Origin of the sequence: Kribbella speibonae (assembly GCF_004331375.1) — a bacterium.
Lineage (GTDB): Bacteria > Actinomycetota > Actinomycetes > Propionibacteriales > Kribbellaceae > Kribbella > Kribbella sindirgiensis.
In genome coordinates this window covers 245,440-268,914 of sequence record NZ_SJKC01000007.1, presented here as the reverse complement: position 1 = coordinate 268,914, position 23,475 = coordinate 245,440, and the positions used below count along the sequence as shown (strand labels likewise).

Below are 23,475 nucleotides of genomic sequence, written 5' to 3'. Positions count from 1 at the left end.
AGGGGGCCGGTGCGACGCACCGGCCCCCTTTCAGAACTTCAGATTTCTCAGGTTGCCGCTTCGGGGTTGGCACCAGGCGCCGCCTCGGTCTCCTCAGCCTTGGTGGTCGCGGCGTCGGCCGGCTGTTCGTCGGGGCGGCGCATGCCGATCCGCGCGCAGACGGCGGACAGGACGGCCACCCCGGCCGCCCACAGCCAGAACGTCTGGCCGACGTGCTCCCACAGCCACACGCCGACCGCCGGACCGATCGCGTTTCCGAGACCGAAGACGCTCAGCATGGCACCGGAGTACCGGCCGCGCAGGTGCGGCGGCGCGACCATCCCCGGGTACGCGAACGTGGTCGGTGCACCGATGATCTCCGACGTCGTCCAGATCAGGGTGCCGATGACCAGCAGGACCGGGACCAGTGCGATCGCGTAGACGCCGTACCCGACCGCGACGAGGCCGAATCCCGCGATCGCGGTCAGCCGCAGCGGCCAGGTCTGCACGTACTTGGTCGCCGGGACTTCGCAGACCGCGACCACGATGGCGTTCGCGGAGACGATCACGCTGTACCACCACAGGCTGAGGCCGTCGTTCACGATCGCCAGCGGAAGCACCGCGATGTACTGGCAGTAGACGATCGTCACCAGGAACACGGCGGCCAGGTAGAAGTCGTACCGCCAGTCCGCCAGCACCGCGCGGTAGCCCTGCTTCGGCTCCGCGGCCTTGGCGGCGCTCGCGGCCTCGTCCGGCGCGGCCTTGCCGGGCAGGAACTTCCAGGCGATCGCGCTGTAGAGCACAGCCGCGAACGCCTCGGCCCAGAACAGCAGGTCGTACGAGACCGACACCAGCGCGACGCCGACGATCGGCGTCACCGCCGTACCGAGGTTGATGGCCAGCCGGTACATCGCCATCGTCATCACCAGCTGACCCGGCTTGGTCAGCTCGGCCAGCATCGCCTGGGCGGCCGGCCGGTTCAGCTGGCTGACGGTACTGACCGTGATGATCGCCAGGAGGATCACCCAGTACACGTTGATGTAGAGGATGGAGACGATCAGCGCGGCCGAGCCCAGCATGCTGATCAGCGTCGCGGCCCGGGCACTCAGCCGATCGGTCAGCCAGCCGCCGATGAACGCTCCCAGCACATGGCCGGCGCCGTAGATGCCGAGTGCGAGACCCGCCTGGCCGGCCGTGAACCCGCGGTGGGTCATGAACAGCACCAGGAAGATCTGCAGGAAGGCGCCCAGCCGGTTGACGAAAACTCCGAACAGCAGCGCCTTCGACGTGATCGACGTCTGGCGCCAGGTAGCGATGGCACCCAGGCCGGCGCCTGGCTGCTCGGCCGAACCCGGTTCGCGGTCGACTTCTTCGCTCATCAGCCACTCCACCCCTCTGTGCGTTCGACCCTGCACGTTATCGGTTGGAGCGCCGTACGGACAGCCCTCAAAGGCAACAAAACAAGGCGTATCAGGGCGGGCCCGCGGGCGCCTCTGATGAATGACGGCGACGCGTAACGGAAGCGTACGTGCGCCCCTGTCGACATGCCTGCAGCCAGGAGGATCGGACCTATGACAACCGAAATGACGGAGGCCCTCCCAAGGATCCCGGACGACTTCATGCAGAGGCCGTACGAGATCCTCGAGCCGTACCGGAAGGCCGGCCGGGTGCATCACGTGGTGTTCCCGCACGGTGCCGACGTCTGGCTGGTGACCCGGTACGCCGACGTACGGGCGCTGCTGCAGGATCCCCGGGTGAGCAAGGACGGCACGCGGATGAACGAGATGTTCGCCCGCCACACCGGGACCTATGTGGAGGACGAGAAACCCGACGTCGGCTTCGACGACGAGCTGTCCCAGCACATGCTGAACAGCGACCCGCCCCGGCACACGCGGTTGCGGTCGCTGGTGAGCAAGGCGTTCACGCTGCGCCGGATGGACGAGTTCCGGCCGCGGATCGAGCAGCTGGTCGACGACTACCTGTCCAAGCTCGAGGGCCGCGACGACGTCGACCTGGTCACCGAGTACGCGCAGCCGCTGCCGATCAACCTGATCTGCGACGTGCTCGGAATCCCGTTCGAGGACCGTGAGCGGTTCCAGCAGTGGGCCGTCGAACTGGTCGGCGCCGGGCACCCGCCGGAGGTGGTCGAGGAGGCCTCGAAGAACGTGCTCGCGTACGGGCACGAGATCATCGCGATGAAGCGCAAGAACCCGGCCGACGACATGGTCAGCGCGATGCTCGAAGGCAGCCCGAACGGCGACCGGCTGAGCGACGACGAACTCGTCGCGATGATCTTCCTGTACACCGTGGCCGGCCACATCACGTCGCAGCACACGCTCTCGAACGGGATCCTCAGCCTGCTCACCAACCCCGACGCGATGGCGCGGCTGCGCGGCGACCTGGAGATCATGCCGCAGGCGATCGACGAGCTGATGCGGTACGACGGCGGCGTCGGCGTGGCGACGTTCCGGTTCACAGCCGAGGACATCGAGATCGGCGACGTCGTCGTCCCGAAGAACAACATCCTCGCGCTGTCGATCCTGTCCGCGCACCGCGACGACGAACAGTTCCCGAACGCGAACACCCTCGACCTCGACCGCCGCCCCAACGGAGTCCTCGGCTTCGGCCACGGCCCCCACTTCTGCATCGGCCAGCCCCTGGCCAAGATGCAGACGAACATCGCCCTGACCCGCCTCCTGGAACGCTTCCCGCACCTCCACATGACCGCCGACCCCAGCTACCTCGAATGGGAACCCAGCACCCTCCTCCGAGGCATGCACCACCTACCAGCCTCAACCCTCCCCCCAAAACCCTAGACAAAGAAAGAACAGAACAAAGAAGAAATTAAGAGTGGCGGCCGGCTTGGACAGCCGGCCGCCACTCTCAAATAGAGACGAGAAAGAACAGAGAAGAAGAGATTTAGAGTGGTGGCTGGCTTGAGCGGTCAACTGGAGACTTGATTGATCTGTGGAGCCAGCTGTGGATGCGCGAGCAACTACACTCGTGCTCGCCGTGACGAGATCACCGAGTTCATGCGTCGGCGCGAAGCTCCCATGGACCGCTCGCCGGAACGTAATTGCCGCTGAGTGCAAACTTCCTTCCGGACACCCGCCGGCATCATGCGACAACCGGAGCAGCGAAGCTGGGGTAGGGAGGATTTTCTACCCGATTCGGCACATAATTCTCCCCAGGCTTGGTCCTTCCAGCCGGCCGGTCGACTGGACGCGCATAACCGCAGGCGCCAAGCAGGCTTCAGCCCAGCTGAAGCCTCCTCTGTATCTTGTTCTTCTTTCTTCCGTTTCTTGCATGTGAAGGCCTTCAGAGGCAGAGATTTAGGGTGGTGGATGGCTTGACGGTCGTCCGGACATACTTCCGGTCGACCGCCGAAGCGGGCCGCCACCCTAAATTTCTCTTCTCTGTTTTCTGTTCTTTCTTTGATTTCTTCCCTCAAGGTGGTTACTTCTCGACGTAGTACCAGTCTTCGGGGGTGATTAGGCCGTAGGGGTTTACCGGCTCGATGCCTTGGAGGTTTTTGGCTACTTCGAACATTCGGTTGGGGAAGCCGGGGGACCAGATGGTGGGGACTTGGGCGGCTATGTAGTCCTGGTAGGCGTACATGGCTTCTGGGTCGTCGCTGTGGACTGTGCGGTCGATGAGCTCGTCGGCTTTCGGGTCGCTGTAGTCGCCGAAGTTGCTGCCGCCGCCGGTGCGGAAGAGCATCTCGCCGGTGAGGTGGCCGTAGAAGGACCAGCCGCCGTTCCAGGTGTTGATCTCCCACAGCCGCTTGCTCGGGACGTCGGGGCTGTGGTCCTCGGCCACCATCACAGACCCGTAGACCGGCTCCAGCTTGAGCTCGATCCCGGCCTTCGCCGCATCCTCCCGGTACATCTCCAGCAGGCGGGTCAGCGCGGCCTTGCCCTCGACGTACCGGATCGTGAAGGACATCTCGTCGCTGATGTCGACGCCGTCGCCGGAGCAACCGGCCACGTCACCCGGCTGGACGCAGCGGGCCGGCAGTGTGCTGGTGTCCCACCCGTGCGCCTCGAGCAGCTCGCGCGCGGCGTCGACGTCGAACGGCATCGGGTCCTTGCGCTGCTTCGGCGACACGTGCGGGTTGGCCGGCGACGGCGGTACCGGCCCGTCCATCCGGTACGCGTTGCCGTGGTAGATCTCCCGGATCGCGCGATCCTGGTCCAGGCACATCTGCAGCGCCTGCCGGACGTACATGTGCTTGTAGATCCGCGCCGCGGTGGAGTCGTTGTCGAAGTTGAACGGCATGTAGCGCACCACGAACACGTCCTGCGGCACCAGCCGGTACGAGTCCGCGAGCGGGTCCTCGCCGTCGTCGGTGAGCCCCATCCCGAACGGGAGGTACCCGATCTGGATCCCGTCCGGTGCGTCCGGTCCGGCCAGCAGGCGCTCGTACATCAGCTCGTCGGTGTCGTTCTGCACCTGCCGGAACTCGTCCAGGTGCGGCTTGTTCGGCCCGGAGTACTTGTCGTTCGGGACGAACGTGACGACGCCGTCGACGGTGTAGCTCTTCAACCGCCACGGGCCGTTGACGACGCTCCACACCGGGCTCTCGGCCCAGCCGCCCCGGAAGTGGTTCGCCTCGACCGTCCACTCGCCGTTCTGCGCCACCAGGTAGTCGTAGACGGCAGGGATGTCAGCCACGTCGTACGACGCTCGCGCCGGCCCGCTCGCGGTGCGGTCCCAGGCCTTCGGCATCGGCGTGATGAGCGACAGCTGGTTCATCTCCACCCAGGTCTTGGAGTACACCTCGTCGAACGTGAACCGAACCTTGTCCTCGGCAACCTTCTCGTACGACGACAGGTTGTCCGGGAAGTAGCCGGGTACGTAGTAGCCGAGCCGGTCGCCCTTGACCGCCATCATGTTCACCCAGAACATCACGTTGTCGGCGCAGATCGGCTCACCGTTCGACCACTGCCAAGGCTTGAGCGTGACCGTGACACTCAGCCCGTCCTCGCTCCACTCCGGCGGGTAGGCGAGGCTCAGGTCGGGGTTCACCTCCGGTCTGCCCTCGCAGCCGAGCCAGTACAGCGGGCGGAACATCAGCACCTGGAACTCGTACAGGTTGCGGATGCCGATCCGTTCCCGCGGCGTGAACGGGAAGATGGCGGCCGGCGGGAAGCCGGGGTTGCAGGCCCAGGTGACGGTGCCACCCTCGACCCTGGCTTTCCGTCGGCCGTCCTCGGACGGCTGCTCGGACTGCTGTTCGGACAACACCGTGGACATCCAGGTCACCTCTCGTGAGTTGAATCAGGCCGTGAGCCGGGGCGCCGGTGCGGCCAGCTGTACGTCGATCTGCGCGGCGAACTCGTACGCCGTCCGGATCGCTTCGTCGAAGGTCGCTCCGCTGGTGCAGAGGAAACCGAGGATGTTGTTGCCGTCCGGAGGCCGCCGGACGACGTCGCCCGGTTGGGCCGTGATCTTGAGGAAGAACACCCGGTCGGACTCGGCGACCGCGGCCGGTACGGTGATTCGCTCGATCTGGCCCGGTCCGCCGATCAGGCAGGTACCGGCCAGATGCACGCCGGTCGGGTGATAGTGCTGGACGTCGGGCTTGGTGCCGGCGGCGACGGCCATGGTCGCGCGGATCGGGCAGTAGCCGGTGCTGAGCCGGGCGAAGTAGTCGAGCCCGCCCCCGCCCGGCCGGACCGCGATCTCCAGCAGGTGCGGCTTGCCCTGATGGAACCGGACCTCGGCGTGCATGACGCTGCGCCGCAACCCCTGTGCGTGCGCGGCCGTGGTGACCACCTCATGGACGGCGGCCAGTTGATCCGCGTCGAGCGTGGTCGGGGCGCGGTGTGCGTCGTCATCGAACGTGTTGCCCTCGATCGTGATCCGGTCGACGATCGAACCGAGGTACACCTCGTCGTCCCAGGCGAGCGCCTCGATCTGCAGCTCCCGGCCGTCCAGGAACGACTCGACGAGCAACCCGTACGGGCCGAGGTCGACCCCTTCGGCCTCCATCCGGAACCACGACATGCCCGCCATCCCGTCGAGCGCCTGCGGGAACCGGGTCCGGAGCTCGGCGGGGTCGTCGATCTTGAACACGAAGTTGCTCGCGGCACCTAAGGTCGGTTTGAGGATGACCGGGTACCCGAACTCCTCCGCGGCGGCGAGCGCTGCGGTGAGATCAGGCGCCAGCCGGAACCTGGGCACCGGCGCACCGCCGCGCTCCTGGGCCTCGCGCATCAGAAGCTTGTTGCGGCTGATCCTGGCCGCGTCCAGGCCGACCCCCGGCAGCCCGAGCGCTTCCGCTACCGCGGCCACCGTCAGTACGCCGGACTCGGAGAACGTGAGGACGCCGTGGAACTGCTCGGTGGCGTGCCACGCGCGGGCCGTCGCGATGATGTCGTCGATGTGCCGGGAGCCGGCGATCCGGTAGCGGTCAGCCGGCCAGTAGTCCGGTTCGCCGAGGCCGTTGAGAACGAACAAGGTGCCGCCGAACTCTTCGATCTGGCGGTAGCGGGACTGGTAGTAGCGCGCGTTCTGGACGGCTTCAAGCGCAAGTAGCTTCACGGTTTCTACTCCTTACCGGCCGCGGCGAGGAAGCGCGGCCGGTCGACCGCGTCCAGTCCGGTGGGGCGCGGGGTCGAGCCGACGGCGCGATCGGCGATCGCGCGGGCGATCTGCGGTGCGAACTTGAACGACATTCCGCCGCACGCGGCGTACGCCCAGACCGCGCCCGCGCCGTACGACGCCAGCAGCGGCCCGCCGCGGGTCCGCTCGGACAGGTAGAACCCGTCGAAACAGTCGACCACCGCCGCCGGATCGAACCCTGGGAGTACGTCGGTGAACACGCCGATGAGATGTTCGCGCCAGCGCTCGGGAGTGGCGCGATCGGTCATGGCCGCCGCCGGCCGGCACGCGCTGGCCGCGCTGAGCCGCAGCGATGCGTCCGAATGGGCCGGCGCGGGCATCAACCACGCATCGCCTGCCGGACCGAGCCCGAGGACCGCGGGCATCCCGGCCGACTGAGGCCGGTAAGACAGCACGCTCTGCCGATACAGCGTCAGATCGGCGGCGACGGCCGCGGGCACCAGCTCGCGGGACCACGGCCCGGTCGCCACGATCACTCGGTCGGCGGTACGGGTCGTGCCGTCTGCGAACCGGATGACCCCACCGGCGTCATGCTGGGTCACCTCAACGACCCGCTGGTGCGGGTGCAGCTGGACCTGCGGCCGGTTTCCCAGCCAGCGCGCCACCGCGACCAAGGCGTGATCGGCCAGGACGACCCCGGCCGTGGCCTCCAGGACGGCTCCGGATCCGGGCGGGAACCGGATCCACGGATACCGTCCGGTGAGATCGGCCGGCGACAATCCCCAGGCTCTCGCACCGGCCGTGGTGAGGACGGCGAGCTCGGCTGCCACGTTCTGTTCGGGCATGGCAGTGAGCGCCCCGGCCGGGTGGTAGAAGCGCGAGCCGACCACGCTCTCGACCTCCAACCAGCCGGCATGCGCCTGGGCTGCCGCCGCCGTCAACGCGGGCTCGCCGCGATGGAGGGCGCGGACCACCCGCAGCCGGTCGTTGGAGGTGGCGGTAGGCGATGGAATCGGGCCGGCGTCGACGAGGTCCACCCGGCTGACGCCGGGCGCGCGGACACATTCGACGGCGGTGAGCAGGCCGACCACGCCACCACCGACCACGGTGATGCGCATCTGGGATCACCCGGCGGCCACGTCGGCCGCCAGCAAGGGAGGCGCGAACGGGGTGACCTCGGCGACGTCGAAAGCTCCCGCGACCAGGGTCCCGCTCTCCGGTGAGTCGTCGAAGACGCCGGCTTCGCGAGCCGCGGCGGCGAGGTCGATGAGGAGGGGAGAGGCCAGCGCGAGCAGCGCCTTCACCTCGCAGAACAGGTCTCCCCAGGCCTCGGGCTGCTCGTCGAGACCTTGGCTGTCGAGGGTCGTCGCCTGCCGCCGCAACCGGTCGATCTGGATCAGCACGGTGTCCGCCGAACGGTTCAGGTTGAACGTCGGCATCTCGTACCCGAGGTCGAACCGCTCGAGCATCAGCGCCACCCGCTGACGACCCGCGTCCGAGACCGGGAGCCGGCTGCTGTCGGCGCCGGCGTTCGCCATCGCCTTGGCGAGGATGCCGGCCAGCTGGTTCCACGGGCCGACCAGCCGGTCCGCGGCCATCGTGTCGAGACCCGCCCGGCTGAAGGTGGACCGCTGGTACTCCGGTGCGGTGAGCGCCAGGTACAGCCGGGCGATGTCGCGCGGTACCTCCTCGAGCAGCTCCTCGGGGGTCAGGACATGTCCCTTGCTGGTCGAGAACTTCGAGCTCTCCAGCTCGTAGAACTCGTTGTTGATGATCGACTCCGGCCAGACGTACTTGTCGCCGTGCGCCATCAGCATCGCGATGTGCGGCAGACAGAAGTAGTACGCGTTGTCGAAGCCGAGGAAGTGCACGATCCGCAGGTCCTCGGCCTTACGCCACAACTCACCCGGGACGGTGTCGCGGCCGAGCTTCGCGGCGGCGTACGACGTGGTGAACATGCCGGCCGGGATCAGTTCGAGCCACGCGTTCAGCACCTGCCCCGGGACCTCCGGGAACTGGGCGTCGATACCCCAGGTCAGCGGGAACGTGATCGGCACGTCCTGCAGCGGCCGGGACAGCAGCTCGGCGATCATCTGCCGGACATGCGGCCTGCGGTGCTCCTTGAGCTTCTCGTGGTACGTCGTCAGCCGCTCGCGGTACTCCTCCAGCGGCAGCACCATGATGGTGGCCTCGCGGTACGTGAGCTTGTCGTCCGGGTTGATCGTCGAATGCGGGTTGAGCAGCTGGTCGAAGTTGTTCGGGTGGCAGCACGTCTCGCACAACCCGCCGCGGCTGGACGTCAGGCAGACCGGGCAGTCGCCCTCGATCAGGCCCTCGACCATGAACTCGCCGGTCCGTTCCAGGTACGGCAACCGGACGGTCTTCAACCGGAACACACCGGCGGCGTGCAGGGCACTGAAGTACTGCAGCACTGTGGCGCGGTAGGTCTGGTCGAACGGGCCGAACCCGTCGATCGAGATGCCGATCGCGCTCAAAGCACCTTGGATCTTGGCCGTCGACTCCTTGCACAGCTGCTCGGGCGTGATACCCGCCCGGCCGGCCGACGCCACGACGTACGTCTGACTGTCGTCGGTCTCGGAGGTGAAGATGACGTTCCGCCCACGGGCCCGCTGGTACCGGGCGTAGACATCGCCGGCCAGGTACGGCCCGGCGATGTGGCCGAGGTGCATGCCGCCGTTCGGTGTCGGGTTCGGACCGAGGACGAGGACGGGACGGTCGTCGTCGGACGGCAGCACTTGGGTCATTGGACGGCTCCTACTCGTTCGGCGGTCTCGATGGCCTCGGCGGCTTCGGCGTTCTCGTCGGCGTTCGCCGCGGCCTCGGCAGCGAGCGTCTCGGTGTCGGATCCGGCGTACTCGGCGAGGAACCGGTGGGCCATCTCCGGGTCCCACCAGATGCTGCAGAAGACGAAGTCCTCGTCGGTGAGGTTGTGCACCCGGTGCAGCTGGCCGGGCGTGAAGTACGCGACGTCACCGGCCCGGAACGGCTGCCGCTCACCGCCGCACTCGACCTCGCACTCCCCGGCGACGGCGACGAAGATCTCCTGCTCGTGGTGGGTGTGCAGCTTGGACACCGTCCCCGCCCGGCAGACCGCGTAGCTGGTCTCGAACGGCGCATTCAGTACTGGCCACGGCTGCAGGCGCTGGGTGTCCACGCCGTACTCGTGCAGCAGGTTGTCGCGATCCAGCCGGGAGATGTGTACGACCATGACTACCGTCCCGAAATCTGCTCGAAGGTGTTCGGACCGTCCTTGGAGTGCCGGGTCTCGATGACCGCCTTGTGCGGATCGCCCGCCAGGATCAGGTCGATGACCGGCGTACCGCCGCCGGCGCTCTGCACGGACCGGCTGTAGAGCACCCGCAACTGGCTCGGTGTGAGTCCGCTGATCCGCTCCAGTTCCGCATCCAGCGTGGGATCGTCGGCCGCACCGGCCAGCAGGCTGTGGATGTCGCTGGTCCGCGTGGACAGGGCCGGGTACTCGCGATCCAGGAACTGCTGGAGCCCGGCGCCTTGTCCGGCGAAGGGGGAGTAGGTCATGCAGACCAGGTGCTCCTCGGTGAGCCCGAACGTCGTCAGCGCGTACTCCTCGGCGGCCCGCCGCATCCGCACCGGTGCGTCCGGACCGTCGTACCGGGCGCGCATGATCTCGACCAGTTCACCCGGGATGTCCTTCTTGCGCATCAGGCCGAGCGCGAACTCGACGTACTCGGCCAGACCCTCGTCGTACGAACGCTGGAACAGGCGCTCGGCCTTGAGACCGCGTAGATGCGCCATCAGCGCGGGGTTCGCGCAGTCGGACTCGGTGAAGCTGAACGCGAGATCATCGAACTCGAAACCCAGGAAGCCGGTCAGCAGGTCGAAATGGTCACCGGCCGCGTAGGCGGTCTCGCCGTAGACGGTGAAGAACCGCAGCCGATCCGGTACGTCGACGCTGACCCGGCGCTCGGTGATCGCGGCGGTGTCGTTCGCGCCGTGGATGTCGGCGAAGTACGACTGCGAGATGTCGTCGAGCCGGCCGAGCACCCGCCCGAACCCGTTCCCGCTGGACCGTGGCGGCCCGGTCCGCAGACCCCGCGCGAGCCGCCCGACCCAGAAGCTGTACTGACGCTGCTCCTGCGGCGAGTCGCCGGTGATCAGCACATCGGCGCCGTCGCCGTACGCCGCCGCCAGCCCGAACGCGTTGAAAACGCTGAGATTGCAGGAGTTGCAGAACGTCGGCCGGCCGTCGGCGAACGTCCGATGACCCGTCATCAGGATGTCGAGCCGATTACGCCGTACGACGTGGTCGCGCTGCGGGGAGTCGACGTCGAACTCGCTGATCTCGTCACCGTCCACGAGCAGCAGCTCGCAGTCCGGATCGTCGGTCAGCCCCAGCGCCTGGTACTCGCGGTCGATGTTCTCCAGCACCGCGCGCGGCATCCCCGCGTGCCGATTGGTCGCCACCCGCATCCGGAACGTCCGGCCGTGGACCCGGTCCAGGATCAGCTGCATCGCCCGGACGAAGGCCAGCATGTACGCGCTGTCCTTGCCGCCGCCGAACGCCACCAGGACGAGGTTGCGCTCCAGCTCCTGCCGGTGCGGCAGCTCGTCCAGAAGCCGTCCGCTGCAGCGCAGCGCTTCGGCCATGAGTCCGGGCGGCATCGCCGAACGCAGGCCGGCGAACGTCCGTTCCCGGGCCAGTGCCACACCGTCGGCCGGGCGGTCCAGTTCGAGTGTCGTCATCCGGTTCTCCTTGCGGGGCTGCCTTTTCTCATGGGCTCTTCCCACCCGTTAGAGCCCGGCCGGCTCCTCGGCTGATACAGCCGTCACCGGGATTCGGCCCCGATGCGCGACGATGTCCCGGCAGATCTCCTCGGCCCGCTGCGCCAGCACACTGAGCAGCGAGTCCGAGATCCCGTGCGTCTCTTCGTTGACGCCTTGCAGATAGCACGCCGCGGTGCTGTCGCTGCCCATCTCCAGTCGGTACTGACGGGACACCTCGACCTGCTCCAGGCCGAGGTCGTTCGCGAGGTCGCGGACCAGCCGCGGCATCCGGGTGTCGAACCCGGTGCCGAGGAACACCAGATCGCGGCGCAGCTCGGTGACCGCTCCGGTCCGCCGATCGGTCAGCTCCAGGACAACTTCGTCGCCGGCCTCATGCGCTGACGTGATGTCCACCATCGTGACGAGTCGCCGATCGGTGCGCTCCTGGAAGCGGTCGAGGTACAGGTCGGCGTACAGGTGCTCGAGCATCGGGGGAGTGACGACCGAGTAGTTGGTCCGGTACAGCTCCCGGAGGATCTGCTCGCGGGCCGCCGGCCGGGCGTCGTAGAACTCGTCGACGAACGACGGGTAGTACATCTCGTTGGTGAACTTGCTCGACTGGTCCGAGCTCAGCCCGATGGACCGCATCAGCCAGCTGATGTCGCTGTCGGGCAGATCGTCGCGGAGTGCGCGGAACATCTCGGCGGCACTCTGCGAACTGCCCACCACGGCCACCCGGTACGGCAGCTCGCCATCCAGTTCGGCCACCCGGTGGCGGTACTGCGTGCTGTGGATGATCCGGTCGCGGGACACGCCGGCCAGCTCCGGCGGGATGTTCGGTTCGCGGCTCCCGCCGTACACCAGGTACCTGCTGAGGATCGTCGTACCGTCGGCCAGGCTCGTGACCCAGCCCGTCACCGACCCGGCGTCGTCCCGTCGCGGCCGTACGGCGGCTGCCTCACAGCCGAGCCGGATGCGGACCTGGGTGAGCGAGTCCGCGACCCAGCGCAGGTACTCCGCGAACTCGACGCGGTACGGCGTGAACGTGCTCATGTTGACGAACTCGTCGAGCCGATCCGTCTCGAACAGGTGGTTCAGGAACGAGAACCGGCTGCACGGGTCCCGCTGCGTGACCAGATCCTTGAGGAACGACACCTGGCTCGTCGCCCACGGCATCAACATGCCCGGCTGCCACTCGATCGCCGGGTTCCGGTCGATCAGCAAGGTGCTCGCCGCGACCTCCGGCGCCAACTCCTCGAGTGCCACCGCCAGCCCGAGATTCGACGGCCCGGCCCCGACCGCCAGCAGCTCGACTTCCACCACATCCGTGTCTTCAGACATGCACACCCTCGCCTCCGGTCGCACCACCTTCCCTTCGAGAGCCCTCGGGCACCCACCGGTGATACAGACGACCGTCAGACGTGGGGGAGGCGGCGGCTGTCGATCAGTTGCTGGGCGACCTCGCGGAGCTTGGTGTTGGTGTCCTGGGAGTAGCGGCGGAGGACCTCGAAGGCGCGGTCGCTGTCCAGGTCGTAGCGCTCCATCAGGATCCCCATCGCCTGGCCGACCAGCTTCCGGGCATCGACGGCGACCATCAGGTTCTCCTCGCGGCGCGCGGTCGCGACGGCCACCGCCGCGTGCCGGGCGAGGATATGAGCGATGGCCTCCTCGTCCACCCCGAAGGCTTCGGGGCGACGGCTGTAGAGACCCAGGACGCCGACGGCGCCGAACCCGGTCCACAGCGGAACGTCGAGAACACTGCGAACCCCGAGCTCGAGAACCTTCTTGGTCCACTCCGGCCAGCGGGTCTCCTCGACGAGATCCGGGATCGAGACCGTGGCGCGGTCGCGCATGCACTCCGCCAACGGTCCCTCGTCGCCGGCGAGCTGGAACCGATAGATCTCGGCGACGGCCGGATCGGTGACGGCGGGCACCTCCGGGGGCCCGCCTGCGGTGTGCAGCGCGACGCCGGCGTACTCGCAGTTCAGCGCCTTCAGCGCGAACTCGACCAGCGCCTCGACGGTCTCGTCCACGCCCGACGCGTCATGCATCTCCAGAGCGAGCCGCGAGAAGCCGTCAGCGGCCGATCCAAGGTCCGTCACCTGCCCATCATGCACTGCGCCGGGCGAGGAACGCAGCAGCCCGGCGTCGGGGTCACTTGATGCCCGCGAGGCGGACGCCGTTGACGATGTAACGCTGGAAGATGAGCACGAGCAGGATCGTCGGCAGCGCGGCCAGGGTCGATCCGGCCATCAGCAGGCCCCACTCGTTACCGCGCGCCGAGCGGAACGTCGCGAGGTACTGCATGATCTGGGTCAGGTCGGGGTTCGACACGACCAGCACCGGCCAGACGTAGGAGTTCCAGTACCCGAGGAACGAGGCGATGCCGACGACGACGAACGGCCCGAGCGACTGCGGGACGAAGATCTGCAGGAAGATTTGCCACCGGGTCGCGCCGTCGATGAGCGCGGCCTCCTCCACGGCGGCCGGCATGTTCAGATAGAACTGCCGCAGGAAGAACATCTGCCCGCTCGCCGCGACACCGGGAATGATCAGTACGGCGAGGGTGTCGAGCATCCCGAGCTTGCTGACGACGACGAACGACGTCAGCAGGATCGCCATCGCCGGGACGAACATCGGCGTGATGCAGACCAGCCACCACAGCCGCTTCCCGGCGAACTCGAGCCGGGCGAACGCGTACGCCGCCATCGAGTTCACGACCAGGCTCGCCACGGTGAAGATCACGGCGCCGATGAACGTGATCACCATCGCCCGGACGAACGCCGGGTCCGCGAGGATCAGGCGGTAGTTGTCGAGCCGCCAGACATCGGGGAAGAACTGGAACGGGGTGCGCAGTACCTCGTTCTGGCCCTTGAACCCGGAGATCGCCATCCACGCGAGCGGAAACAGCGAGGTCACGGCGATCCCGGCGACCAGCAGGTAGGACAGGAGCCGGCGTGGGGCGTACCACGAGCGGTTCATCGATGGGTCCTTTCGGTGACGCCGACTCAGGCGTCCGACGACTTCTCGGAGCTGACGACCCGGAAGATGATGAGCGAGATGGTGCCGATGACGAGGAACAGCAGCAGCGCCGCGGTCAGCGAGTAGCTCGTCGCGTACGGCGTGGCGTCGCGGAAGCTGTTGAAGATGTAGAGGTTCGGCGTGTTCGTCGCGTTGACCGGGCCGCCGTTCGTCATCACGAGCGGAAGCTGGAACTCCTGGATCGTCAGCGTCAGCCCGGAGACGAGCAGGAACAGGATGACGTTGCGCAGCGACGGGACGGTGATGTAGCGGGTGCGCTGCCAGAAGTTCGCGCCGTCGAGCCTGGCCGACTCGAAGTAGCTGTCCGGGATGTCGAGGATGCCGGCGAGCATGATCAGCGTCGACACGCCGAAGCCGAGCCAGATCGCGGGGATCGCCACGGCCGGCAGCGCGGTCGACGCCGTGTTGAGCCACGCGAGCGGACCCTGGCCGAACAGCCCGATGAACCAGTTCGCGAAGCCTTCGTCCTGGTAGATGAACACGAAGATGATCGCCGCGACGACGCTCGAGACGACCGCCGGCACGTAGACGGTCGTCTTCATGAACGCCGCCATCCGCTTCGACAGCGTCGCGATGAAGCTCGCGAAGAGCAGTGCGAGCACCAGGATCGTTGGCACCACCATCAGCGCGAACTTGAGACCGACCCAGAGCGACTCGTAGAACTCCGGGTCGGTCAGCACGTACTTGTAGAAGTCGAACCCGACGAACTCGGCGTCCTTGTAGAAGCTCATCTCGAAGAAGCTGAGATAGAACGCGTAGACGAGCGGCCAGATGACGAAGATGCCGAGCAGGACGACCATCGGCGTGATCATCAGGTACGCCGTGAGATGGGCCCGCAGGTGCCGCGGTACCTGTTCGGTGATCTTCCGGGGACGCCGGCGCCGGCGCGACGACGTACCGCCCGGGCCGGTCGGGTCACCGGCCCGGGTCATCGGCTGGGCCGGCGTGTCGATCATGGACATACTGTGTCAGCCCTTCGGTGCCGTGCCCTTGAGGCGCTGCTGCTTGATGACGCGGTCGATCGCGTCGCTCGCCTTCTGCGTCGCCGCCGGGATGTCGGACTTGCCCTTCATGACGGACTCGATCGCGGTCGCAAAGGCCAGCGAGATGTCGAACGGGTACGCCGGCTCGGCCTTGCCGGTCGCGACCACCTTGTCGCTGATGATCTTCATGAACGGGTCGGCGGTGGCCGCCGGGTCACTGGCGAGCGCCTGGTCGACCGACGTACGGACGGTGTACTTCGAGAAGCCGCTCTGCCGGAAGAAGTCGGCCATGATCGCCGGGTCGCCCGCGAGCAGGTACTCGATGAACTTCGCCGCCGCTTCCTTGTGCTTGGACTTGGCGTCGACCGTCAGCGTCCAGCCGCCGAGCGTCGCGGTCGGCTTGCTCGGATCGCCGTCCACGGACGGGAAGGGCGCGACCGCGGTGTTCTTGATCATCGCTGGGAAGCTCTGCTTGAGCTGGCCGACCGCCCACGAGCCGTTCGCCATCATCGCGACCTGACCCTGACCGTACGGCGTCGCGTCGGGGTACCCGACCTTCGGCTGCTGCGGGATCCAGCCCTTCTGGAACAGGGTCTGGTAGAACTCGAAGAGCTTCGTGTAGCAGGGGTCCTTCGCGTTCGCGGCGGACCAGTCGTCGTTGATCGGCAGGTGGCCGCACGCGTTGTACTGCAGGCCCCAGCTGGACCAGCCGAGGTCCGGCGCGACGGAGGCGATCGACATCCCCTTGACGGTGCCCTTCGTCAGCTTCTCGGCCCAGGTGAGCAGCTCGTCCCAGGTCTTGGGCGGCGTGTTCGGGTCGAGACCGGCGGCCTTCGCGAGATCGGTGCGGTAGTACAGGACGGTCGACGGTTCCACGAGCATCGGGTACGCGTAGTGCTTGCCGCCGACCTGGACGAAGCCGGAGACGTTCTGCTTGATGTCGCTCCACGCCTTGTCCGGCAGCATCCCGTCGAGCTCGGCGAACTGGCCGTTCGCGACGCCGGCGGGGATGCCGCCGTAGTTCGTCGTCGCGACATCGGGTTGAGTGCCGGCGGCCTGCGCGGCCTTGAGCTTCTGTTGCCACGTGTCCCCGGGGACGACCTGGTACTTGACCTTCACGTCGGTCTGCGACGCGTTGAACTTGTCGACGTACGTCTTGAACCACTTCTGCTGGTACGGCTCGAACTGCGACTGCCAGAAGGTGATCTCGGCCGGTCCGCCGTTGCCCCCGGAGCTGCCCGGGGTGCCGGAATTCGAGCTGCAGCCCGCGAGGGCGATCAACGCGGCCACGGCTGCTGCTGCGACGATCCTGAGTCTCCGTTGACGCATGTCGATGCTCCCTTGACGCCTAGTTCCTGCAACGCTGCTCACGCGAGGGAGTGTTGCAGAAATCGATTTCCCAGACAATGGTCTGGGGGCTGGTTATGAAGAAGTTGCAGAAGGCACTGGATCCGGACCGTGTCCCTACTGTGAGTCACCAGGTTTGTCCGGGGAAGGCGCGGGCACCGAAGAGGTCTGCACGGGGATTCAACCTGCCGGGCCGAAACCCGGCTCTGGAAAGGGGAAGGACCATGGAATTCATTCTGTGGATCATCGCCGTGATCCTCGTCATCTCCGGGATCGTGTCGCTGTTCCGTGGCCAGATGATGTGGGGCGCCGCACTGATCGTGCTCGGCCTGCTGGTCGGCCCAGGTGGCGTCAGCCTCTTCACCTGACGCCCGTCGTCGCCCCACGCTGCCACTGCGTGGGGCGACGTTTAGGGTTCGTGGTGTGTACAGCAGCGTGTCTTTGCCGGTGGAGGCCACAGAGTCGGCTCCCGCTCTGCGTCTTCGTCCGTGGCGTGCGGCGGATATCGACCAACTGATCGAGATTTGCCGAGATCCGGATCTGCGGCGCTACACGAGTGCTTCCGTGGACAGCACTGCGGACGGTGTGCGGTGGATGGAGACACAGGACTCGGGGTGGGCGGCCGGGCAGCGGTTCAGTTTCGCCGTGGTCGACGACGAGCGCGTGCTCGGCAACGTCGTACTGAAGGAGTTCGCCGACGGCGGGGCGACGGCCGAGGTGGGCTATTGGATCGCGGCGTGGGCTCGCGGGCAGGGCCTGGCGCCGCGTGCGCTCGACGTACTCATGCAGTGGGCGGGGGACACGTTCGTGGCGCTCGAACGGCTTGCCCTGATTCATCAGGTGGACAACGTCGCCTCGTGCAGAGTCGCGCAGAAGTGCGGCTTCGCCTGGGAGCAGACACTGACACCCGCCCCGCCGAGATTCCCCCTCGAAGGACACCTCCACGTACGCCGTCGGTGAGCAGGTGTCAGCGTGAATCTTCGAGGGGGAGGGGTGGGAGGGCGGCGGCTGGCGTGTTGGACCAGAGGGATTCGCGGCGCTTGGCGTACGGGCCGCCGAGCAGGTGGAGCAGGACGAAGCGGGGTGCGGCGGGGAGGACGGTGATGATGCGGGCGCGGTCCTCGGGGGTCGCGTTGTCGAGGACCCAGTGGCCTTCCATCGCCAGGTGCATCAGGGGTTTGCCCCGGACGAACGCGCGATGGCCCAGGTCATGCCACTCGTCGTACGACAGGAGTTTCGCGACGACCGGCATCATCTCCTGCTCCTCGCGCGCAAGGTGGGGGAGTAGCACGGCCTGCAAACGGGCCAGCCGGTCGAGCAGTTCGGATGCGGGCATGGTGCCCGCGCCGAACGGGTCGCCGGCGTCCTCGACGTCCCGCATCGGCTGGGCGATACTTCGGTGGTCGGCGTCCATCTGGTCGAGCAACGCCCCGGCCGCCGGGTCGCGCCGCCGGATCTCCGGCCAGACGTGTTCGTCCTCGCCGTGGTGATGCCGGTGCAAGGTGTGCATCAGCCAGACCACGTGCTCACCGATCGCCTGCCGGCGCGCTTCGGTGAGCAACTCGGGGTCGGAGGCAACGATCCGAACGCGTTCGAGGTCGCGGCGCAGCGCCGAGTGCACGATCCGCATGTCGTCGATATCAGCTGGTCGATCCTTCATGTCCCCCTACTCTCCTGAGTTCGACCGGCCTCGACAAGAGTGTCGGACCCGCGACATAGTCACTGAATGCGATCGGTCAGGTATCTCGTCCCGCTGACCCTGGTCGGCTCAACGGGGGTCGGCGCGGTCATGTGGAAGTCGACGGGTGACTGGCGCTGGGTGGTCACGGGTTTGCTGGTCGCCCTGATGTTGCTGGCCCTGGCAGGCGGCGTGGCGGCATTCTTGGGGACAGATGATCTGGACGTGGGCCCAGGATTCGTGCTGATCCTCGTGGTCCTGTTCGGCCTCGGCCCACTGGCCGCGCTGATGCTGTGGACGTGGACCGGTCAAGCGGAGTGGGCTTTGGGCCTACTTCTCCCGGTGCTCGGTGTGATCGTCTTCGGGACCCTGGCCGGCTAGGGGTGTCCATTCCGGGGGTCGTGACGCTGCGGGCGTACCAGCGGGCCTGGTTGCGGTCGGATGTGGTCGCGGGGCTGACGGTGGCCGCGTACTTCGTTCCGCAGGTGATGGCGTACGCGCAGCTTGCCGGTCTGCCGGCGGTGACCGGGTTGTGGGTCGCGCTCGGACCGCTGGTGCTGTACTTCCTGCTCGGATCGTCGCGGCTGATGTCGCTCGGGCCGGAGTCCACGACCGCGCTGCTGACCGCGACCGCGATCGGTCCGCTGGCCGCCGGTGATCCGGCTCGCTTCGCGGCGTTGGCCGCCGTACTGGCGCTGCTGGTCGGTGCGATCTGTGTGATCGGCTGGGTGGCCCGGTTGGGGTTTCTCGCGGACCTCCTGTCCAAGCCGGTACTGATCGGCTACCTGACCGGGATCGCCGTCATCATGATCGCCGGTCAGCTCGGACGACTGACCGGCGCTCCGGTCGACGGCGACAGGCCATCGGCCGAGATCGTGTCCGCGATCCAGCTGATCGGCCAGTGGCAGGCTGCCCCCGTGGTCATGTCGGTGACCGCGCTGGCGTCGCTGTTGGCGCTCGCCAAGTGGACGCCGCGTCTTCCGGGACCGCTGGTCGTTGTCGCGATGGCCTCGGCGGTCACCTGGGCTGCCGGTTTGGGCGACAGGGGAGTGGCGACGGTCGGGTCAGTGCCCAGCGGCTTGCCGGTTCCGCATCTCCCGGCGTTGTCGGTCCACGACATCGGCCTGCTGGCGCTGCCCGCTCTGGGCGTCGCGCTCGTTGGCTACACCGACACCGTCCTCACCGGTCGCGCCTTCGCAGGCCGCGGCGGCGGGCGCATCGAGCCGGGCCGGGAGCTGCTCGTGCTCGGGCTGGCCAATCTGTCGGCGGGCCTGCTGCGCGGCTTTCCGATCAGCAGCAGCGGCAGCCGGACGGCTCTGGCGGAGGCGTCCGGCGCGAAGAGCCAGGTGTACTCGCTGGTGGCGGCGGCGACGATCGTGGCGACCTTGCTGTTCGCCGGACCGCTGCTTGCCACGTTCCCGATCCCCGCGCTCGGTGCGTTGGTCGCGTACGCCGCGCTGCGGTTGATCGAACTCGGCGAATTCCGCCGGATCGCGGCGTTCCGGCGTACCGAGTTGTTGCTGGCGCTGGCCACGACGGTCGGCGTGATCGCGCTCGACGTCCTGTACGGCGTACTCGTCGCGGTCGCCCTGTCGGTGCTCGACGTACTACGCCGGGTCGCCCGCCCGCATGACGGCGTACTGGGGTATGTCCCGGGGATCGCGGGGATGCACGACATCGACGACTACCCCGACGCGCGCCCTGTCCCCGGGCTGGTCGTCTACCGGTACGACTCGCCGCTGTTCTTCGCGAACGCCGAGGACTTCCACCGGCGCGCCCTGGCCGCCGTCGACGACGCGCCCACCCCGGTCCGGTGGCTCCTGCTGAACGCCGAGGCCAACGTCGAGATCGACATCACCGCCATCGACGCCCTGGACGCCCTCCGCGAAGAACTGGAGGCCCGCGGCATCGTCCTCGCCCTGGCCCGCGTCAAACAAGACCTCCGCGACGACCTCGAAGCCGCCGGCTTCCTGGACCGCCTCGGCCCCGGCCGCCTCTTCTACACCCTCCCCACCGCAGTCGAAGCCTTCCACAGGGACTCAAGCGGACGGCAGGGTGGGGGTCCTCAGGCCTAGCCACTGCTCGGCGTCCCAGGCTTCGAAGCGTTCTGCTTCGGTGAAGCCCAGTTTTGCTGCCAGCCGCATCGAGCCGGCGTTGGCGGATTGAGTGGTGAGCACGATCGGCTTGCCGGGGAACGTGTCGTCGAACCAGGCGAGTGCCGCCGCGCAGGCCTCGGCGGCGTACCCGAGGCCCCACGCTCGCGGCAGGAACAGGTAGCCGAGATCCGCTTTCCCCGCGGCCGCGGGGCGACGGTGCTCCGTTGCTGTCCTGACCAGGACCTGGCCGATCATCGCCCCGTCCAGCTCGACGACGAAGCTTCCCGGCCACTGCTCCGGCACCTCTGGCAGCGTGCGCTCGAGCTCGTCACGAGGGTGGGGGCCGCCGAGGTACGTGTGCACCTCTGGCGACGCCAGCAGCTCGACGAATGTCGCGCGGTCGCGGGCCTCGGGCGCACGGAGTACGAGCCTCGCGGTCTTGATCGGCTCCGGCGGCCAAGCGACATCCCTCAGCTGTGACATGCGCGCAGGCTAACAGCCGGGTCTGATGGAATGGGTGGATGACTAGGACAGATTCACGGCGACCGGTGTTGCGGTTCGAGGACTCGGACAGGCAGGCGTTGTTCGGGGCGACGTACGAGGCGGCGCTCGAGAATCTGCTGGGGGTCAACACGGTTCCGTACGGCGAGGTTCATGCCCGGAGCGGGTTGATGGATCCGGCGGTGGGGATGGTGCGGGCCGGTGGGGGCTATGAGCAGCCGTGGACGCGGGACGCGACCATCAACAGCTGGAACGCGACGAGTCTGCTGGCGCCGGCGCTGGCGGCGAACACCCTGTGGGCGGTCGTCGAGAAAGATGCCGCAGGCAAGCTACAGGTGCAGCAGGACAGCCAGCAGTGGGATCAGGTGGTGTGGACCGTCGGAGCCTGGCACCACTATCTGGTGACCGGCGATCGCGAGTTCCTGCGGACCGCGTACGAGGTCGTCACGAACACCCTCGCCCTCCGCGAGCAGGCCACGGTCTTCGGCTACGACGCGCGGTACGGCCTCTTCACCGGTCCGTCGTTCTTCAACGACGGCGTCTCCGGCTTCCCGGCGCCGACGCCAGCCGACGGCGAGGCGCGGGGGAGCGAGAGTACGTCGTACGCGGATGTCGTCTCGGGCATGTACCTGAGCACCAACGCGCTGTATTACGCGGCCTACACCTGTGCGGCGGAGATGGCGGTGAAGCTCGGGCTGCCGAGCGACGCCAGCGACAAGGCGAAGGCGATCAGACAGGCCATCAACAAGCACTTCTGGAACCCGCAGAGCGGAACGTACAACTACGAGCTGCGGGCGGACGGTACGCCGGGCGCGTACCAGGAAGGCACCGGGCTCGCGTTCACGCTGCTCTTCGGGATCGCCGACGAGGCCCAAGCCAAGCAGCTGATCTCGGCCGCGCACCGGATGACGTGGGGAATGCCCGACACCTATCCGCACTGGGACAGGTACTCGAGCGCCGAACCTGGACGGCACAACGCGATCGTCTGGCCGCTCGTGCAAGGGCTCTGGGCGAAGGCCCTCGCCGAGCGCGGTGATCAGGACGGTTTCGCCACTGAGACCACTCTGCTCGCGAAGCTGGTCAGGGACAGCGGCGGCTTCTGGGAGATCTACAACGGAGACACCGGTGCCGTCGACGGTGGCTACCAGGCCGGGTACGGCGTACTGAAACACCACTGGGACTCGCAGCCCGACCAGACCTGGTCCGCGACGGCGTTCATCGACATGATGCACACCGGCCTGTTCGGCCTGCGGTTCGACGACGACGGCCTCACCTTCGCGCCGACCTTGCCCGCGGGCTGGGGCGACGTCACACTCAGCGGCCTCCGCTACCGCGACGCCCGCCTGACCGTGAAACTCCACGGCTCGGGCACCGTCATCCGCTCCTTCGAGCTCGACGGCCGCCCGACCCCGGACCACGGCGTACCGGCCTCCCCGCACGGAGACCACACGATCGAGATCCAGCTGGGACACTGATCCGCGCCGCCGCCACGCCAGATCGGCACGGAACCCGTGCACAAAGACAGGCATCAGGCCATCTTTGGGAACCCACCAACCGTTTTCACCACCCCCACGTGGTTGGTGGCTTCTCAAGGTTGGGGCCATCCCTCTTCGGCATCGGCGTACGGGCCACTGATCGGCATCGACGATATGCTCGGCGGCCCGAACGGAAGAACGCCGGCGAGACTGGGGGAGTGTCTGGTGACCGAACCGCCTGAGCAGGGTTCCGGCTCGACGGTGCTGGTGGTGACCGCGATGCGGCTGTCGAAGACGGCCCGGGCGGAACTCAGCGAGCTGCTTGGTCCGGGCTACACGGTCGTCGACCTGAGGTCCGCACCCAGTACGGCGAACATCGTGCTCGCGCCGGTCTCGAGCCCCATGGCCGTTGCCATTCTGCGGGGCGAGTTTCCACAGGCGCGCATCCTGTTCACCGAGCTGCAGGACGACGAGCGTGGCATCAGCCTCGCCGGTCCGCTGTCGAGAATCGTTGCCCAGGCTCCCGACGGCTACTTCGTCGCCCACTCGCTTGAGGCACTAGGCCCAGTCGTCCAATCCGAAGCCAGACTCCAACTGGCCGGCAGCACCGGGCGCACACCACTCACACTGTCGCTAACCACAGGTCTCCCTCTACAGGCACCTGACCTGCACCCGCTCGACGAGACGGAGGCAGCCGGTTCTCCTGTGCAAGAGGCGACTGACACGCGAGCCGAGGCCACCGTCCGCTGGATCGACCGAGCGAAGTCCGACTCCACCCCACCAGGGCAGTGGTTGGACCTCGAACCCATCGACGCCCTCGTCACCCATCTGGTCGGAACAGACGAACCCCGCCGCGACGTCCTGTGGGCGGCGCTGACCGCCGAGTGCGTCGTCCGGCTCGCCGACGACCTGCCCGAAGACCTCCTCGTCGACATCGCCGGCCTGGAGCCGACGATCCGCGCCGAGTTACAGATCCGGATCGCCAGCGAACAGATTCCCCAGACGACCTGGCCGTAGCGCCCGCTGGTCTAGACCCCTTGAGC

At 67.5% G+C, this 23,475-nt stretch carries 21 protein-coding genes; 7 read left to right on the top strand and 14 right to left on the bottom strand.

What is annotated here, in order from left to right; genetic code table 11:
* Nucleotides 1-47 precede the first annotated feature (47 nt).
* Nucleotides 48-1,358: an MFS transporter gene (locus E0H92_RS37975; RefSeq protein ID WP_238152608.1), complete on the bottom strand. Its 1,311-nt coding sequence runs from the start codon at nucleotides 1,356-1,358 to the stop codon at nucleotides 48-50.
* 192 nt (nucleotides 1,359-1,550) lie between these two features.
* On the opposite strand from E0H92_RS37975, the gene E0H92_RS37970 reads away from it, so the two are divergent.
* The gene (locus tag E0H92_RS37970) at nucleotides 1,551-2,795 is read left to right on the top strand and encodes a cytochrome P450 family protein (protein WP_131499700.1); all 1,245 of its coding nucleotides are present in this window, start codon (nucleotides 1,551-1,553) and stop codon (nucleotides 2,793-2,795) included.
* Between the two features lie 640 nt (nucleotides 2,796-3,435).
* Here E0H92_RS37970 and E0H92_RS37965 read toward each other — a convergent pair.
* The 11 genes from E0H92_RS37965 to E0H92_RS37915 form a co-directional block, all read right to left on the bottom strand.
* Nucleotides 3,436-5,235 (bottom strand): ABC transporter substrate-binding protein, encoded by a 1,800-nt coding sequence (locus E0H92_RS37965; RefSeq protein ID WP_131499699.1) that lies wholly within the window; start codon nucleotides 5,233-5,235, stop codon nucleotides 3,436-3,438.
* Nucleotides 5,236-5,259: 24 nt separating this feature from the next.
* Entirely contained in the window at nucleotides 5,260-6,525 is a 1,266-nt protein-coding gene (locus E0H92_RS37960) for an ATP-grasp domain-containing protein (protein WP_131499698.1), read from the bottom strand.
* A gap of 5 nt (nucleotides 6,526-6,530) precedes the next feature.
* Nucleotides 6,531-7,664, bottom strand: a complete 1,134-nt coding sequence (locus tag E0H92_RS37955; protein ID WP_131499697.1) for an NAD(P)/FAD-dependent oxidoreductase — start codon at nucleotides 7,662-7,664, stop codon at nucleotides 6,531-6,533.
* A 6-nt stretch (nucleotides 7,665-7,670) separates the two neighbouring features.
* Entirely contained in the window at nucleotides 7,671-9,311 is a 1,641-nt protein-coding gene (locus E0H92_RS37950) for a class I tRNA ligase family protein (RefSeq protein WP_131461189.1), read from the bottom strand.
* Complete coding sequence (locus E0H92_RS37945; protein WP_131461190.1) at nucleotides 9,308-9,775, bottom strand: cupin domain-containing protein; 468 nt, start codon at nucleotides 9,773-9,775, stop codon at nucleotides 9,308-9,310. Before E0H92_RS37945 ends, E0H92_RS37950 begins: the two co-directional genes overlap by 4 nt.
* 2 nt (nucleotides 9,776-9,777) lie before the next feature.
* Nucleotides 9,778-11,289, bottom strand: a complete 1,512-nt coding sequence (locus tag E0H92_RS37940; RefSeq protein WP_131499696.1) for a PqqD family protein — start codon at nucleotides 11,287-11,289, stop codon at nucleotides 9,778-9,780.
* A 48-nt stretch (nucleotides 11,290-11,337) separates the two neighbouring features.
* Nucleotides 11,338-12,651, bottom strand: a complete 1,314-nt coding sequence (locus E0H92_RS37935) for a SidA/IucD/PvdA family monooxygenase (protein ID WP_131499695.1) — start codon at nucleotides 12,649-12,651, stop codon at nucleotides 11,338-11,340.
* Between the two features lie 74 nt (nucleotides 12,652-12,725).
* Nucleotides 12,726-13,412: a GAF and ANTAR domain-containing protein gene (locus E0H92_RS37930; RefSeq protein WP_420843847.1), complete on the bottom strand. Its 687-nt coding sequence runs from the start codon at nucleotides 13,410-13,412 to the stop codon at nucleotides 12,726-12,728.
* A 52-nt stretch (nucleotides 13,413-13,464) separates the two neighbouring features.
* Nucleotides 13,465-14,292 (bottom strand): carbohydrate ABC transporter permease, encoded by an 828-nt coding sequence (locus tag E0H92_RS37925; RefSeq protein WP_131499694.1) that lies wholly within the window; start codon nucleotides 14,290-14,292, stop codon nucleotides 13,465-13,467.
* A gap of 26 nt (nucleotides 14,293-14,318) precedes the next feature.
* Complete coding sequence (locus E0H92_RS37920; protein WP_238173774.1) at nucleotides 14,319-15,308, bottom strand: carbohydrate ABC transporter permease; 990 nt, start codon at nucleotides 15,306-15,308, stop codon at nucleotides 14,319-14,321.
* A 12-nt stretch (nucleotides 15,309-15,320) separates the two neighbouring features.
* Nucleotides 15,321-16,664 carry an extracellular solute-binding protein gene (locus tag E0H92_RS37915; protein WP_131461194.1) on the bottom strand — a complete coding sequence of 448 codons (1,344 nt, stop codon included), beginning with the start codon at nucleotides 16,662-16,664 and terminating at the stop codon, nucleotides 15,321-15,323.
* 242 nt (nucleotides 16,665-16,906) lie between these two features.
* On the opposite strand from E0H92_RS37915, the gene E0H92_RS44505 reads away from it, so the two are divergent.
* Nucleotides 16,907-17,050 (top strand): GPGG-motif small membrane protein, encoded by a 144-nt coding sequence (locus E0H92_RS44505; RefSeq protein WP_165550222.1) that lies wholly within the window; start codon nucleotides 16,907-16,909, stop codon nucleotides 17,048-17,050.
* Nucleotides 17,028-17,642 carry a GNAT family N-acetyltransferase gene (locus E0H92_RS37910; RefSeq protein WP_338068893.1) on the top strand — a complete coding sequence of 205 codons (615 nt, stop codon included), beginning with the start codon at nucleotides 17,028-17,030 and terminating at the stop codon, nucleotides 17,640-17,642. Before E0H92_RS44505 ends, E0H92_RS37910 begins: the two co-directional genes overlap by 23 nt.
* 7 nt (nucleotides 17,643-17,649) lie before the next feature.
* Here E0H92_RS37910 and E0H92_RS37905 read toward each other — a convergent pair whose 3' ends face one another.
* Nucleotides 17,650-18,342 carry a hemerythrin domain-containing protein gene (locus tag E0H92_RS37905; RefSeq protein WP_202874026.1) on the bottom strand — a complete coding sequence of 231 codons (693 nt, stop codon included), beginning with the start codon at nucleotides 18,340-18,342 and terminating at the stop codon, nucleotides 17,650-17,652.
* Nucleotides 18,343-18,408: 66 nt separating this feature from the next.
* Between E0H92_RS37905 and E0H92_RS37900 the strand changes: the two genes are divergently transcribed.
* Both E0H92_RS37900 and E0H92_RS37895 read left to right on the top strand, forming a co-directional pair.
* Nucleotides 18,409-18,741, top strand: a complete 333-nt coding sequence (locus tag E0H92_RS37900; RefSeq protein WP_131461196.1) for a hypothetical protein — start codon at nucleotides 18,409-18,411, stop codon at nucleotides 18,739-18,741.
* Between the two features lie 2 nt (nucleotides 18,742-18,743).
* Nucleotides 18,744-20,435, top strand: a complete 1,692-nt coding sequence (locus tag E0H92_RS37895; RefSeq protein WP_131461197.1) for a SulP family inorganic anion transporter — start codon at nucleotides 18,744-18,746, stop codon at nucleotides 20,433-20,435.
* Here the strand turns inward: E0H92_RS37895 and E0H92_RS37890 are convergent.
* Nucleotides 20,400-20,939, bottom strand: coding sequence for a GNAT family N-acetyltransferase (locus E0H92_RS37890; protein WP_131461198.1), 540 nt, complete (start codon nucleotides 20,937-20,939; stop codon nucleotides 20,400-20,402). The genes E0H92_RS37895 and E0H92_RS37890 overlap by 36 nt on opposite strands.
* 38 nt (nucleotides 20,940-20,977) lie before the next feature.
* Between E0H92_RS37890 and E0H92_RS37885 the strand changes: the two genes are divergently transcribed.
* Both E0H92_RS37885 and E0H92_RS37880 read left to right on the top strand, forming a co-directional pair.
* Nucleotides 20,978-22,432: an MGH1-like glycoside hydrolase domain-containing protein gene (locus E0H92_RS37885; protein WP_131499691.1), complete on the top strand. Its 1,455-nt coding sequence runs from the start codon at nucleotides 20,978-20,980 to the stop codon at nucleotides 22,430-22,432.
* A gap of 225 nt (nucleotides 22,433-22,657) precedes the next feature.
* On the top strand, nucleotides 22,658-23,449 hold the full coding sequence (locus E0H92_RS37880) for a hypothetical protein (protein ID WP_131499690.1): 792 nt from the start codon (nucleotides 22,658-22,660) through the stop codon (nucleotides 23,447-23,449).
* Nucleotides 23,450-23,475 lie beyond the last annotated feature (26 nt).

Excerpts from the sequence above, each read along its gene's own strand:
- E0H92_RS37970 (WP_131499700.1), top strand. The coding sequence starts at position 1,551 with ATGACAACCGAAATGACGGAGGCCCTCCCAAGGATCCCGGACGACTTC.
- E0H92_RS37940 (WP_131499696.1), bottom strand. The coding sequence starts at position 11,289 with ATGACGACACTCGAACTGGACCGCCCGGCCGACGGTGTGGCACTGGCC.
- E0H92_RS37975 (WP_238152608.1), bottom strand. The coding sequence starts at position 1,358 with ATGAGCGAAGAAGTCGACCGCGAACCGGGTTCGGCCGAGCAGCCAGGC.
- E0H92_RS37905 (WP_202874026.1), bottom strand. The coding sequence starts at position 18,342 with ATGAAGGATCGACCAGCTGATATCGACGACATGCGGATCGTGCACTCG.
- E0H92_RS37885 (WP_131499691.1), top strand. The coding sequence starts at position 20,978 with ATGACTAGGACAGATTCACGGCGACCGGTGTTGCGGTTCGAGGACTCG.
- E0H92_RS37950 (WP_131461189.1), bottom strand. The coding sequence starts at position 9,311 with ATGACCCAAGTGCTGCCGTCCGACGACGACCGTCCCGTCCTCGTCCTC.
- E0H92_RS37900 (WP_131461196.1), top strand. The coding sequence starts at position 18,409 with ATGCGATCGGTCAGGTATCTCGTCCCGCTGACCCTGGTCGGCTCAACG.
- E0H92_RS37890 (WP_131461198.1), bottom strand. The coding sequence starts at position 20,939 with ATGTCACAGCTGAGGGATGTCGCTTGGCCGCCGGAGCCGATCAAGACC.
- E0H92_RS37965 (WP_131499699.1), bottom strand. The coding sequence starts at position 5,235 with ATGTCCACGGTGTTGTCCGAACAGCAGTCCGAGCAGCCGTCCGAGGAC.
- E0H92_RS37955 (WP_131499697.1), bottom strand. The coding sequence starts at position 7,664 with ATGCGCATCACCGTGGTCGGTGGTGGCGTGGTCGGCCTGCTCACCGCC.
- E0H92_RS37915 (WP_131461194.1), bottom strand. The coding sequence starts at position 16,664 with ATGCGTCAACGGAGACTCAGGATCGTCGCAGCAGCAGCCGTGGCCGCG.
- E0H92_RS44505 (WP_165550222.1), top strand. The coding sequence starts at position 16,907 with ATGGAATTCATTCTGTGGATCATCGCCGTGATCCTCGTCATCTCCGGG.
- E0H92_RS37920 (WP_238173774.1), bottom strand. The coding sequence starts at position 15,308 with ATGATCGACACGCCGGCCCAGCCGATGACCCGGGCCGGTGACCCGACC.
- E0H92_RS37935 (WP_131499695.1), bottom strand. The coding sequence starts at position 12,651 with ATGTCTGAAGACACGGATGTGGTGGAAGTCGAGCTGCTGGCGGTCGGG.
- E0H92_RS37945 (WP_131461190.1), bottom strand. The coding sequence starts at position 9,775 with ATGGTCGTACACATCTCCCGGCTGGATCGCGACAACCTGCTGCACGAG.
- E0H92_RS37925 (WP_131499694.1), bottom strand. The coding sequence starts at position 14,292 with ATGAACCGCTCGTGGTACGCCCCACGCCGGCTCCTGTCCTACCTGCTG.